General features: G+C 73.2%; 10 protein-coding genes. 9 read left to right on the top strand and 1 reads right to left on the bottom strand.

The annotated features are described in order from the left end of the window. Nucleotides 1-58: 58 nt before the first annotated feature. Nucleotides 59-1,150, top strand: a complete 1,092-nt coding sequence (locus CRP56_RS40305; protein ID WP_097272700.1) for a S8 family serine peptidase — start codon at nucleotides 59-61, stop codon at nucleotides 1,148-1,150. Between the two features lie 20 nt (nucleotides 1,151-1,170). On the opposite strand, the gene eccCa is transcribed toward CRP56_RS40305, so the two are convergent. Continuing rightward, nucleotides 1,171-5,091 (bottom strand): type VII secretion protein EccCa, encoded by a 3,921-nt coding sequence (eccCa, locus tag CRP56_RS40300; protein ID WP_097274970.1) that lies wholly within the window; start codon nucleotides 5,089-5,091, stop codon nucleotides 1,171-1,173. Between the two features lie 149 nt (nucleotides 5,092-5,240). Here eccCa and eccD point away from each other — a divergent pair, with 149 nt between their 5' ends. The 8 genes from eccD (at nucleotide 5,241) to CRP56_RS40260 (ending at nucleotide 12,858) form a co-directional block, all read left to right on the top strand. After that, complete coding sequence (gene eccD / locus CRP56_RS40295; RefSeq protein WP_097272698.1) at nucleotides 5,241-6,665, top strand: type VII secretion integral membrane protein EccD; 1,425 nt, start codon at nucleotides 5,241-5,243, stop codon at nucleotides 6,663-6,665. Nucleotides 6,666-6,678: 13 nt separating this feature from the next. Continuing rightward, the gene (eccB, locus tag CRP56_RS40290) at nucleotides 6,679-8,172 is read left to right on the top strand and encodes a type VII secretion protein EccB (protein WP_097272694.1); all 1,494 of its coding nucleotides are present in this window, start codon (nucleotides 6,679-6,681) and stop codon (nucleotides 8,170-8,172) included. Between the two features lie 125 nt (nucleotides 8,173-8,297). After that, nucleotides 8,298-8,636, top strand: a complete 339-nt coding sequence (locus CRP56_RS40285; RefSeq protein WP_097272692.1) for a hypothetical protein — start codon at nucleotides 8,298-8,300, stop codon at nucleotides 8,634-8,636. 46 nt (nucleotides 8,637-8,682) lie between these two features. After that, the gene (locus tag CRP56_RS40280; RefSeq protein WP_097272690.1) at nucleotides 8,683-9,003 is read left to right on the top strand and encodes a WXG100 family type VII secretion target; all 321 of its coding nucleotides are present in this window, start codon (nucleotides 8,683-8,685) and stop codon (nucleotides 9,001-9,003) included. An 8-nt stretch (nucleotides 9,004-9,011) separates the two neighbouring features. Further along, entirely contained in the window at nucleotides 9,012-9,494 is a 483-nt protein-coding gene (locus tag CRP56_RS40275; RefSeq protein WP_097272688.1) for a type VII secretion system-associated protein, read from the top strand. A 4-nt stretch (nucleotides 9,495-9,498) separates the two neighbouring features. After that, the gene (locus CRP56_RS40270) at nucleotides 9,499-12,051 is read left to right on the top strand and encodes an AAWKG family protein (RefSeq protein WP_097272686.1); all 2,553 of its coding nucleotides are present in this window, start codon (nucleotides 9,499-9,501) and stop codon (nucleotides 12,049-12,051) included. Beyond that, nucleotides 12,048-12,521 carry a YbaB/EbfC family nucleoid-associated protein gene (locus CRP56_RS40265; RefSeq protein ID WP_097272684.1) on the top strand — a complete coding sequence of 158 codons (474 nt, stop codon included), beginning with the start codon at nucleotides 12,048-12,050 and terminating at the stop codon, nucleotides 12,519-12,521. Before CRP56_RS40270 ends, CRP56_RS40265 begins: the two co-directional genes overlap by 4 nt. After that, on the top strand, nucleotides 12,514-12,858 hold the full coding sequence (locus CRP56_RS40260) for a hypothetical protein (RefSeq protein WP_097272682.1): 345 nt from the start codon (nucleotides 12,514-12,516) through the stop codon (nucleotides 12,856-12,858). The genes CRP56_RS40265 and CRP56_RS40260 overlap by 8 nt, the downstream gene beginning before the upstream one ends. Nucleotides 12,859-12,864: the final 6 nt, after the last annotated feature.

The following is a 12,864-nucleotide window of genomic DNA, read 5'->3' as shown; positions in this document are numbered from 1 at the left end:
ACGGCCTGCCTCGGGGCCACCGCCTCCGCCGCCCCGCCGACCGCCGACCGCCGACCAGGTGAAGCTGCCGGTGGTGCCCTCCGCGCTGACCGCCGGCGCCGCCTGCACGAAGGCGTCGGCCGCGGTCGCGAAGGACGTGCCGTGGGAACAGCGGGCGTTGGGGCTCGACGGCACCTGGGCCAGCTCGGCCGGGCGCACGGGCGGGTCCGGGGTGACCGTGGCCGTCGTGGACACCGGGGTGGCGGCCGGGGCCGCCGCGCTCGAGGGCCGGGTGACCGCGGTGGGCTCCGCGGGCACCGACTGCGTCGGCCACGGAACCTTCGTCGCCGGACTGATCGCCGCCGCCCAGGAGCCGGGCGTGCGGTTCGCCGGAGTCGCCGACCAGGCCCGCGTCCTCGCGGTCCGGGGCACGGACGAACGAGGCGCGGCCACCGCCGGCTCGGTGGCCGCCGGCATCCGTTCCGCCGCGAAGGCGGGTGCCGAGGTGATCGTGGTCTCCCCCGCACTGAACACCGGCTCCGAGGACCTGACGGCGGCAGTTGCCTCCGCGACCTCCAAGGACGCCCTGGTCATCGCGGCGGCGGCCCCCGACCCGGCGGGCTCGGGCACGGCGTCCCCGCCCGCGCCCCGCGACTACTGGCCCGCCTCGGACCCGCACGTCCTGTCCGTCCTGGACGTGGACGCGAAGGGCTCCCACCCGGACAACGCCCCCATGCCCCTGCGGGCCGACCTCACGGCCCCCGGCGACGGCGTGGTGGGCATCGGCCCGTCCGGCAAGGGGCACTACATCGGCTCCGGCGCGTCCCTCGCCTCTGCCTACGTCGCCGGAACCGCCGCGCTGGTACGCGCCGCGCACCCCGGGCTGAGCGCCGAGGAGACCGCCGCACGCCTCACGGGTACGGCGTACCCGGCGGACGTCCCCCGGCTCGATCCGTACGCCGCGGTGACCTCGGTACGGCAGGGGGCCACGGCCGCGGTGTCCGCTCCGGCCACCGAAGACCCCGTCCACCTCGCCACCGACCCGCAGGCGACGGCCGCGGGCCGTCGCGCGCTGGCCGTCACCTCCCTGGGGGCCGCGGCCGTCCTCGCGGTGGCCTGGGCGGCGGCGGCGGCCCGGCTGCGCCGGAAGCCGTCGGCCGACGGCTCCTGACCGCGGGCACCGCCCCCGCCTCACTCCCCGCCGTCCGCCAGCGCCGTCTGAATCAGCGTCGCCTTGCGCCGTACGATGCTCAGCGCCCGCCCCGGCGGCAGGTTCCGCGGCTTGACGTTGCCGAAGACATAACCCTCCGACGGCGGGCAGGACAGCAGCAGGCCGGGCGTGTTGACCTCGTCGAGGCGCCGCAGCAGCTGGTCGTTGAGGCCGCGCCCGGCACCCGTCGCCGAGCGGACGGCGACCACATGGACGCCGACCTCGTGGCCCAGGGCCAGGTGCTCGAAGAGGGGCGCGAAGGGGTGGTCGAAGGCGTTGCCGCCGCCGATCATGTCGTAGTCGTCGATGAGGACGAACAGGCGCGGGCCCTGCCACCAGTCCGCCAGGCGCATGCGGGCCGGGGTGATGTCGGGGCCCGGTGCGCGGGTCTTGAGGGCCCTGGCCGAGCCCGCCACCAGTTCCTTGACGGAGTCCATCGAGACGGCGTGCCCGAGCTGGTACTCCGACGGTACCGCGTCGACGAGTTCGCGCCGGTAGTCCACGACCAGGACCCGCGCCTCGGCGGACGTGTACCGCTCGGTGACCGACCGGGCGATCATCCGCAGCAGGTTCGTCTTGCCGCTCTCGGTGTCGCCGACGGCGATGAGGTGCGGGGTGCGGGCGAAGTCGTGCCAGACGGGGGCGAGTTTCTCCTCGTCGAGGCCGAGGGGGATCCGCAGGCCGTCGCCGAGTTCGGACGCGGGCAGCGAGGCCATCGGCAGCCGGTGCGGCAGCATCCGCACCGGCGGCGCGGCCGGGCCCGTCCAGGCCGCGGAGACCTGTTCCACCAGTTCGGCGACCCCGTCCGCGAGGTCGTCCGCGCGCTGCCCGCCGTCGATCCGGGGCAGCGCGGCGAGGAAGTGCAGCTTGCCGTCGGTCGTCAGGCCCCTCCCGCCCGTGCGCGGCACCGAGGCCGCCTTGCGGATGTCGATCACCGAGTCCATCGTGTCGCCGAGCCGCAGTTCGAGCCGGGTGGCGGCCTGGTCGCGGATCTGCGCGGACAGCTCCACCCAGCGGGCGGTGGTGACGACCAGATGGACGCCGTAGTTGAGACCGCGCTGGGCGATCTGGTTGAAGGCGGCGACGTGGGTGTCGTAGTCCTGGCGGACCGTCGACCAGCCGTCCACCACGAGGAACACATCCCCGTGCGGCTGATCGTCGAACTCCCCTTGCGCGCGCCGGCGCCGGTAGGCCGCCATGGAGTCCAGGCCGTGGTCGAGGAAGAACCGCTCCCGGTCCGCGAGCAGCGTCGTCACCTCGGCGACGGTGCGGCTGGTGCGCTCGCTGTCGAGGCGGCTCGCGACCCCGGCGACATGCGGCAGCCCGGCCAGACCCGCGAGGCCGCCGCCGCCGAAGTCCAGGCAGTAGAACTGGACTTCCCGCGGGCTGTGGGTGAGTGCCAGCGCGGTGATCAGCGTGCGTACGAGGGTGGACTTGCCGCTCTGCGAGCCGCCCGCGACCGCCACATGACCGCCCGCTCCGGACAGGTCCACGACCAGCGGGTCCCGGCGCTGCTCAAAGGGCTTGTCGACGATCCCGACCGGCACCCGCAGCCTGCCCACCCCGGACCAGCCGGCGGCGACGAGCCCGCGCTCGGCGTCCTTGTCGAGGCCCGGCAGCAGCGCGTCCAGCGCGGGCGGCAGCCCCAGCGGCGCCAGCCACACCTCGTGAGCCGCGGGCCCGGAGTCCCGCAGCCGGTCGAGCGCGACGGACAGCAGCGTGTCGGAGGACTCCTCGTCCGGTACGACCGGTTCGGGCACCGCCGGTGCCACGGCACGCGGCACCACCCAGCCCGCGCTCCACGGCACGATCTGACTCGCCACCCGCGCCTGCGCCACCCCGCCCCGCCGCTGCCGGTACGCCCCGGACACGTACGCCGCCCTGAACCGCGTCAGCGCCTCCACCCCGCTCTTCAGGAACCCGGCACCCGGCTGCGACGGCAACTGGTAGGCGTCCGGCACCCCGAGCACCCCGCGGCTCTCCATCGCGGAGAACGTGCGCAGACCGATCCGGTAGGACAGATGGCTCTCCAGGGCGTGCATGCGCCCCTCGTCGAGCCGCTGCGAGGCGAGCAGCAGATGCACCCCGAGCGACCGCCCCAGGCGTCCGATCATCACGAACAGGTCCATGAACTCGCGGTGGGCGGCGAGCAGTTCGCTGAACTCGTCGACCACGACGAACAGACTCGGCAGGGGCTTCAGGGGTGTGCCCGACATCCGCGCCTTCTCGTACTCCAGCGCCGAACTGTAGTTCCCGGCCGCCCGCAGCAGTTCCTGGCGCCGGATCAGTTCCCCGTGCAGCGCGTCCTGCATGCGTTCCACCAGCGCCACCTCGTCGGCGAGGTTGGTGATGACGGCGGAGGTGTGCGGCAGTCCGTCGAGGCCCAGGAAGGTGGCGCCGCCCTTGAAGTCGACCAGGACGAAGTTCAGCGTCTCGGAGGAGTTGGTGAGCGCCAGCCCCAGTACCAGGGTGCGCAGCAGCTCGCTCTTGCCGGAGCCGGTCGCCCCGATGAGCATCCCGTGCGGGCCCATGCCGCCCTGCGCCGACTCCTTGATGTCCAGCTCGACCGGGCGGCCGTCCGCCCCCACGGCCACCGGCACCCGCAGCCGGGCCGCCCCGGTCGCCCGCCGCCACAGCGCCTCGGGATCGTGCCGGTACAGGTCGGGTATGCCGAGCAGCGTCGTCAACTGCACGTCGGTCGCCAGCGGTTCGGCCGCGTCCGCGCTCAGGCTCATCCGGTAGGGCGCCAGCAGCCGGGCCAGCGCCTCCGCCGCGGCCGGACCCACCGCGTCCGGCCGGCCCAGCGCCGTGCTCTGCTCCTTGCGGCTGCGGTCGGTGCGCACCAGCCGCACCGAGCCGGGCCGCACGTCGAGGCGCAGGGTGGTCCGGCCGGGCCGCCAGCTCAGCGCACCGGAGAGGTCCAGGACCACGGTGTTGCGCGCCCCCGGGCCGTCGAGACGGTGTCCGGCGGGCACCTTCACCCCGTCCACCACGATCACCGTGAACGGCTCGTCCCGGCCCGGCGGTTCCTCGGGGTCGAAGCCCGCCCGCTCGGCGAACTCCGCGCCCAGCAGGTCCTCCAGGTCGTTGAACGCGGAGGCCACCATGCGGGCGGGCCCGGCGCCGTCCCGTTCCTGCGGATGCAGGTTGTGCGGCAGCCACTTGGCCCACTCCCACTCCGCGCGCCGTTCGTCGGACACGCACAGCGCGATCCACAGGTCCTCGGGCGCGTGGAACACCGCGAGCTGACACAGCGCGGCACGCGCGAGCGACCGTACCGCCGTCTCGTCACCGCGCAGCAACACCCGTGACCAGGACCGCAGATACAGGCCGATGGGCTGGTCGGGCACCGTGCTGTAGGCCCGTACGAAACGGCGCAGGGCGTGCGCGGACAGCGGCTCCAGATCCTCGACCGGCTTGGTGGACAGGGGGTTCAGACGCATCGACAGCTGCTGCTCGCCCACCGCGATGCGGACCTCGGCGAAGTCGTCGTCCTTGGGCCGCCGTTCCCACAGCCGGGTGGTGCGGACCATGGAACGCAGGGCGACGGGGGCGGGGTGCCGCCAGGCCAGGGCATGCTGCTGCTCGATGACGGCCCGCTGGACCCTGCCCCGGGTCTGGGTCAAGTACCGCAGATAGTCACGCCGTTCGCCGTGCAGACGCTGCTTGCGCTCGCCGCTCTTGCGCATCACCTGGCCGACCATCATCGCGCCGGAGGCCAGCACCATCATGCCGAGCGCCAGGTAGCTGAAGACGCTGCTGGTGCCGCCGGGACGGATGAACATCAGCATCATCGACACGGACATCATCGCCATGGGGAGGTAGGTCCACACGGCGGAGGAGTCCGGCACCGTCTCCGGGAGCGTGGGCGGCTCCTGGAGAGTCAGCTCCCCTTCGGGCATGTCGGGCCCACGGCGGCGGGCGGGTCGGCGGAACAGGACGACGCTCAACGGAAGGGCTCCTCAGGCGGCAGCGGGCGCGGAGAACGCGGAAGGGGGTCACTCCGTAATACGGATGGGGAGCCCCGCAGGATCTGTGCCAGGAGAAATCGATGACCGACCACCAGGTGGCCGAGCTGTGCCATCTCACCGTCCGCGGCCCGGCCCGGACGATCGACCTCGCCGTGCCGGCGGACGTGCCGGTCGCCGACCTGCTGCCGACCCTGCTGCGCTATGCGGGTGAGGGCAGCGGGGAGGCACCGGGCGGCGACGTCGAGGAGCGCGGCCTCGACCACGGCGGCTGGGTCCTGCAACGCCTGGGTGAGCGCCCCCTGGACGAGGAGGGCACCCTCAAGTCCCTCGACCTCAAGGACGGCGAGGTGCTCCATCTGCGGCCGCACGACGCCGCGTTGCCCGAGGTCCGCCTGGACGACCTGGTCGACGGCATCGCCAACGTCACCCGGGACCGGCTGCACGCCTGGACGCCCGAGGCGGGGCGGCGGCTGCTGCTCGGCCTCGCGGTGGCGACGCTCGTACTGGGACTCGGCGTGCTGGCGTGGCCGGGCGGATCGGCGGCCGTCCGGGCCGCGGCGGCCGGCGCGAGCGGTCTGCTGCTGCTCGCGGGCGCCGCGTCCGCGGCCCGCGCGGTGGGTGACCGGGCGGCCGGGGCGGCGCTCGGGTACATGGCGGGACCGTTCCTGGCGCTGGCCGCGTTCCTCGTCCCCGGCGGCGACCTGAGCGGACCGCAGGCCCAGGAGGTGCTGGGGTCCAGGCTCCTGGCGGCGGGTGCCGCGGGCGCGGGCGGCGCCGTGCTCGCGCTCGCCGTGACGGCCGTCTCGGCACCGCTGTTCCTCGCGACGGCCCTGGTGGCGGTGTCCGCCGCGCTCGCGGGCGCCGGGATCGGCGTGTTCGGACTGACGGTCGACGGTACGGCGGCCGCGGTCGCCGCGCTGGTGGTGCTGCTCGGCGGGTTCGTGCCCGCGCTGTCCTTCCGGCTCGCGGGGATGCGGATGCCGGCCCTGCCGGGCAGCGCCCAGCAGCTCCAGGAAGGCATCGAGCCCTACGAGGGCCGGGATGTGGCCACCCGCACCGAGCTGGCGAGCGGCTGGATGACCGCCCTGTACGGCGCCTCGGGCGCGGTCGGCGCGGGCTGCCTGGTGGCGCTGTCGCTGCGGCCGAGCCTGCCGGAGGCGCTGACGGCCGGGGTGCTGTCGCTGCTTCTGCTGCTGCACGGGCGGGGCATGGTGAACGTGCGCCAGCGGCTGGCCCTGGTGCTGCCCGGCGCGCTGGGCGCCGCCCTGCTGGCCGGTACCGCCGCTCACGCGGCGGGCCCCGACGGCCGGCCCCTGCTCCTGGCCGGGTTGCTCGCGCTGGCGGCCGTCCTGGCGATCGCGTCCTGGACGGTGCCCGGCCGCCGCATGCTGCCGTACTGGGGGCGGGCCGCGGAGCTGCTGCACTCGGGCCTCGCCATCGCGGTGCTGCCGCTCACCCTGTGGGTGCTCGGGGCGTTCGGCGCCCTCCGGGCGATCAGCGGCTGAACGGGGGTTCGTCATGCAGTCCAAGCGCGACCAGGTACAGGCGCACGCCTTCGTCATGAACCGGCTGGCCTCCGGGATGCTGCTGGCCGACCCGGACGCCCCGGAGAGTCCGCTGGGGCGCACCACCCGGGGCGCCGTCGTCGGGGTCGTCGTCGCCGTACTCGTGGCGGCCGGGGCACTGGTCTACGGCCTCGTCTCGCCCGGCGGGAACGACTCCTGGCGTACGTCGGGCACGCTCGTCGTCAACCGGGAGACCGGCGCCCGTTACGTCTACTACGACGGCCGGCTGCGCCCGGTGCGCAACTACGCCTCGGCCCGGCTGATCGGCGGAAAGGACCTCAAGACCGAGGACGTCTCCACCGCATCCCTCGGCGACACCCCGATCGGTGCCCCGGTCGGCATCCCGGGCGCCCCCGACTCCCTGCCGGGCGGCGGAGACCTCGACTCCGGGGCCTGGCAGGTGTGTTCGGCGCTCGACGAGGACGGCTCCGCGGTGACCGCCCTCGTCGCGGGCGGCCCCACCGCCGACACCGGGCTCGACGCCGGCGACGGTGTGCTGGTCGCCGGACCGGACGGGGCCTCGTACCTGGTCTGGCAGGGCAGCAGGCTGCGCCTGGACCACAAGTCCGGCGCGGCCGTCTCCCTCGGCTACGGCTCCGTCGCCGCGCGCCCCGTGTCGGCGGCCTTCCTCGACGCCCTGGTCGAGGGCCCCGACCTCACCGCCCCGGCGGTCGCGGGCCTGGGCACCAAGGGCCCCGCCCTCGGCTCGGCCGCGAGCAGGGTCGGCCAGGTCTTCCGGGTCAGTGTGCCCGGCTCCGCCGAACGCCCCTACTACCAGCTGCGCCAGGAGGGCCTGGTCCCGCTCACGGACACCGCCGCCGCCCTCGCGCTCGGCGACCCCACGATCCGTGAGAAGGCCTACGACGGTGACTCCCCGGTCGCCGCCGACCTGGGCGCGGACACCCTCAAGCAGCATCTCGCCCCGGGCGCCGAGGGCCGCTCCCCCGGCGCCGCCGGCCTGCCCGCCGCCCCGCCGCACGCCGTGTCGGTGCCCCAGGACCAGGCTGCCTGCGCCCGCGTGGAACCCGGCACCGACGGCACCCGGGTGGCCACCACGCTCGTCCCGGTCACCGACCTGGGCCCGGTCTCCGCCGCCCCGACCGACCAGGTGGCGCCCGCCTGTCTGCGGGTGGACGGGGTGGTCGTCCGGCCGGGCCACGGCGCACTGGTGCGCGCGCTCGGCGCGGACGGGGCCGCCGTGGGGGACACGACGTATCTCGTCACGGACAACGGGGTGAAGTACCGGGTGCCTTCGACGGCGGCGCTGGAGGCGCTCGGGCAGAGCGAGGCGAGCGCGCGGGCACTGCCGGCGCCGCTGCTGTCGATGCTGCCGACCGGCCCCGACCTGGACCCGGCGGCGGCGACCGGCGCCTCCAGGCCGCACACCACGGGGCCCGCCTGCGGCGACTCCGGGGCCGGAGCCACCCAGGCGGCCGCCGAAAACTGAAGCCGCCGCACGAGAACCCGGCGCCCCGCCTGCTCCGTAGTACGGGATGACGGGCCTCCGCCCCCACCCCCCGGGGACGGAGGCCCCGACCCGTTCCGCCACATCCACCGACCGGGAGGCCTGCCATGGCAGGAAACGGCCAGCAGTCAAGCGAACAGTCGACCCGCAACGGCATCCAGGCACTGGAGATGGCCTTCAGCGGCATCCTCAAGGCGCGTCAGGACGTCGACGCGACCCGCGCCAACCTCTCCGCCGGCTACCAGGGCAGCGACGGCGGCCAGTTCGGCGCTCTGCTCAAGGACTGGGACACCCAGTGCACCATCATCCTGAAGAACCTGGAGGCCATGGTCCAGGCCCTCAACACGAGCCTCGTCCAGCACGGCAAGGCCCAGGGCTCGTCCGTCGACGCCATCAACCAGGCGTACAACGCCTCGCAGTCGGCCTTCGACCAGCTCGCCGGCTGACCGGCTCCCCCCGACCGCCCACCGCATCCCGGAACGAGGTTCCCGCATGTCCGACCTGACCGACGGCTACATCTACGTCGACTACAACCACATGAACAACGCGGCCGACGACATGGTCCAGCAGACCAGGGCGATCGCGAACACGCTGGCCTCCCTGGACGCCGAGCTCTACGAGCTCAAGAACACCTGGTACGGCACGGACGCCAGGACGTACACCGACAAGCAGGACGCCTGGAACAGGGCCGTGCACGCCATGGAGGAGATGCTCACCTCGCACGCCGCGCTGCTGACGGACATCTCCGACCAGTACCAGTACAGCGAGAAGCAGTTGACGCAGATGTGGTCCGAAGTCGGCATCGGTCGCTGAGCCACCCCATGGCAGACCTCACCCATCTCGACGGCCCGGCGCTCCAGCGCTTCGTGGACAACGACCTCGCCGACTTCATCGACGCCCTCAAAGCCATCCGCAAGGACAGCGCGGCCGACAACGGCGGGGTGCGGGCGCTGCGCAGCATCGTGAACGGGGCCACCACCCCCGAGACGCTCCAGCAGAGCCAGGCGCTGTCCATCGGCCTGATGGGCACCGGCGACACGATGCACGGCGAGTCGCTGCTGACGGCGGCGACCGGCGCCGCGCAGAGCGTGGACGCCGTCCTCGCGCAGCACGTGAACCTGTTCGGGGACATCGACCGCGACATGAAACAGACCATCCGCACGATGCTCAACACCCAGGGAAGCACCCTGCAGTCCATCGACGGGGAGAAGTTCCTCGACCTCTTCTCCGACGTCGACGAGGGCATGAGCGAGAACCCCGGAAGCGAAGAAACCACCGGCCCGGGTTCCGGTTCCGAAAGCTGATCGCATGCCTGAGAACGCCACGACCTACGACCAGGACGACTACTGGGGCCAAGCGGTGACGATGCTCACCGGCTACCCCATGCCCAGCCGCGCCGGCCTCTTCGAGCATCTGAAGAGCAAGGAGGGCATCCCGCTGTTCCGCATGGACATCCGCTCCCAGGCCATGCGCAACCTGTCGGACGCCGACTACTCGGCCATCAGCGGCTGGCAGGTCTCCTCCGGCGACGACTACATCCTGACCTTCGTGGGCACCAGCGGGGGCGCCGACGGCTCCAACCACCAGAGCGCCGACTTCAACCTGTACCAGGCGCACATCGTGCTGATCGGCGTCCCGGTGGGTGGCGACGGCCGGGGCCGGCTGCTCGACAACGGGGAGACGTTCACCGGCGGCCCGTTCACCGGCCACTACGGCGACCAGTGGGACAACTCCGCGCTGGCCCAGTACGTCAGCGGGGCGAAGGCCGCCCTGGACGCACTGGCGGCCGACAGCGCGCACAGCACCGCGGGGTTCTCCTCGCACGGCCTCACGGTGGCCGACAAGGACGCCGTCAAGCTCAAGTCGTTCCAGGACACCGCGCAGTCCTTCGACCGCGCGAAGAAGTTCTTCGCCGACCAGGCCGTCGTGCTCAGGCAGTGGGAGGAGTCCCTCGGCGGCGAGGACGGCGCCTGGCAGGGGCAGGCCGCCGGGATCTTCCGCGACCTGGTCCGCCGGCTCCGCAAGAACTACGACGCCTACGTCGAGCAGCTGGGCGGCCTGACCTACCACGCCCAGAGCACCAGCGTCGACTACTACACCCCGGGCTCCCCCTACTCCGACGCGCTCATCAAGGCCCAGAAGGACCTGTGGCGCCAGACCGTCGCGCTGCGCACCGCCTGGATCACCTGGGCCAACACCGGCCAGCACGACCCGCACCGCGGGCTGCTCGAGATGCTCAACGAGCTCACGGCGTGGGTGCTGGAGAACAACGTCCACCAGGTCAGACACGAGAGCCGTCAGGGCAACGACCACTACTCCGCCACCAGCGCCTTCAGACAGAGCCACCCTGTCTACGGCAACCTCAACGACGTCAACAACTGGAAGAAGGTCGGCGAGGCGGCCGTCCAACGCTGGACGACGTACATCGAACGCCAGCTGATCCCGGTCGCCAAGCAGGTGCTGTCGGACCTCAACAACGCGTGGATCGAGGCCATCGACCCGCTGGAGGTGCCCCTGGACGCCAAGGACACCTCCTCACTGACCGACCAGTACCAGGACGGCCAGGGCGACGACAGCCACGGCAACGGCATCGGTGACGGGCTGGGCGACAGCATCAACGAGGCGATCGACAACCTCACCAACGGCATCGGCGACAGCCTCAACGGCCTGGGCGACAACCTCTCCGGAATCGGCGACGGCCTCTCCGGCATCGGGGACGGCCTGAACACCGGTCTCGACGGCCTCACCAGCGGTCTCGGTGCCGGACTGAGCGGCCTCACCACCAGCCTCGGCACCGGCCTGAGCGACCTGGGCAGCGGACTCGGCACCGACCTCGGCACCGGCCTGGGCTCCCTGTCGGACGGCCTCACCAACCCCGGCGGCGGCACCACCACCCTCAACCCCGACGGCACGCTCACCACGACCTACCCCGACGGCTCCGCCAGCATCTTCGACCCGAGCACCGGCCGGGTGACCACCACCACGAAGGACGGAAAGACCACCACCACGGACCTGGACGCCGGCGACAGCATCACCAACCCGGACGGCAGCCTCACCACCCTCAACCCGGACGGCACCCTCACCACCACCTACCCCGACGGCACGGTCACCACGATCGACCCGACGACCGGCACGGCGACCACCACCGACCCCGACGGCAACGTCACCACCACCGACCTCGGCAACGGCCTGAGCGACCTCGGTGACCTCGGGGACCTCGACTTCGACGACCTGAACGACAACCTCGGCAGCCTGAACAGCAACCTCAGCAGCGGACTGGACGGACTCACCGACGCCCTCGGCGCCGACCTCGGCTCCGGCACCCCGCTGACCGCCGGGCTCACCGGCTACGGCACCGGTACGACGCCCTCGACCGGCCTGGGCGACTCCTTCGCCGGGTACGACGACACGCCGTACGCCTCGGGCGCCCTGGGCGCGCCGACCGCCTCCGGCACCGGCGGCGCGGACACCTCCGCCGCGAGCAGCGGCATGCCGATGATGCCGATGGGCATGGGCGGCGCCCCGGGCGCGGGCGGCGGGCAGTCGGGCAACGGCGACCGGGTGCGCAACGTCCTCACCGAGCCGGGCGGCGGTCCCCTCGACGGACGTGCCCGCCGCGCAGGCAAGGGCAGGAAGGGCGCCACGGCCGAGGACGAGGCCGAGGGCACCACGACCGGCCGGTCCAGGGTGAGCACCAGCTCGTCGGCCTCTCCGTTCGCCCCGCAGTCCGCCGAGGCGCGCCGCGGCGGCCGGGTGACGGAGAGCGGTGGCGAGGAACGGGCCAGCTGGCTCGCCGACGAGGAGGACGAGGACGTGTGGGGCGCCGAGGAAGGCGGGGCTCCGTCCGTGATCGGCCGATGAGCGGGGCCTCGTACGACAAGCGCCTCGCCCAGGCGATGGCCGAACTGGACGCCACCCGCGAGGCGGTGGCCCGTGCGGAGGCGGAGCTCGCCGAGGCGTCGGTGCGGGTGCGTTCGAAGGACCGCAGCGTCGAGGTCACCGTGGGCCCGCAGGGTGAGCTGACCGGGCTCCGGTTCCTGGAGGACCGCTACCGGAGCATGTCGGCCGGGCAGTTGGCGGCGAGCGTGCTGGAGGCCGCGGCCGAGGCGCGCGGGGTGATGGCCCGGCAGGTGATCGCGGCCTTCGAGCCGTTCACCCGGCCGAGCACGACCGTGCCCGAACTGACCGGGGTCGACGTCGACTGGACGAAGATCTTCGGCTCCGCCGTGCTGGAGGACGCTCCCGCCGCGCACCGCGCCTCGCGGCACCGGCTCCGGGACGAGATCAGCGAGGACCCCGACGACTCCGAGGAGGAGCACCAGCATGGCTGACGGCAACGCCTATTTCGCCAACCCCGGGCGGATCCAGTCCGGGGTCCGGCAGATCGACGAGATCAGCGCGCTGGCCCGGCAGATGGTCCGCGAGTTCGTCGCCGACGTGAACCTCACCCGCGACTGGCCGGGCACCGACGACGAGTTCGCGCGCGAGGTCCAGCCGCAGGAGAAGAGCGAGCGTACGACGGTCACGGACACGGGGCAGTCCGTCTCCGACGCCGTCGTGGCCGTCGCCGACGGCACCCACACCAACCTCCAGAACATCATGGGCACGCAGAGCGGCGTCCTGGACGCGATCCACGACTCCGCCGTGAACGGCCCCGGAAGGCACTGACCCAGC

The organism is Streptomyces sp. TLI_55, assembly GCF_900206255.1.
GTDB classification, from domain to species: domain Bacteria; phylum Actinomycetota; class Actinomycetes; order Streptomycetales; family Streptomycetaceae; genus Streptomyces; species Streptomyces aquilus.
Note: the sequence above shows the minus strand (reverse complement) of the source record. Positions and strands in the feature narration are given on the sequence as shown.

Excerpts from the sequence above, each read along its gene's own strand:
- CRP56_RS40260 (WP_097272682.1), top strand. The coding sequence starts at position 12,514 with ATGGCTGACGGCAACGCCTATTTCGCCAACCCCGGGCGGATCCAGTCC.
- eccD (WP_097272698.1), top strand. The coding sequence starts at position 5,241 with ATGACCGACCACCAGGTGGCCGAGCTGTGCCATCTCACCGTCCGCGGC.
- CRP56_RS40265 (WP_097272684.1), top strand. The coding sequence starts at position 12,048 with ATGAGCGGGGCCTCGTACGACAAGCGCCTCGCCCAGGCGATGGCCGAA.
- CRP56_RS40275 (WP_097272688.1), top strand. The coding sequence starts at position 9,012 with ATGGCAGACCTCACCCATCTCGACGGCCCGGCGCTCCAGCGCTTCGTG.
- eccCa (WP_097274970.1), bottom strand. The coding sequence starts at position 5,091 with ATGCCCGAAGGGGAGCTGACTCTCCAGGAGCCGCCCACGCTCCCGGAG.
- eccB (WP_097272694.1), top strand. The coding sequence starts at position 6,679 with ATGCAGTCCAAGCGCGACCAGGTACAGGCGCACGCCTTCGTCATGAAC.
- CRP56_RS40285 (WP_097272692.1), top strand. The coding sequence starts at position 8,298 with ATGGCAGGAAACGGCCAGCAGTCAAGCGAACAGTCGACCCGCAACGGC.
- CRP56_RS40270 (WP_097272686.1), top strand. The coding sequence starts at position 9,499 with ATGCCTGAGAACGCCACGACCTACGACCAGGACGACTACTGGGGCCAA.
- CRP56_RS40280 (WP_097272690.1), top strand. The coding sequence starts at position 8,683 with ATGTCCGACCTGACCGACGGCTACATCTACGTCGACTACAACCACATG.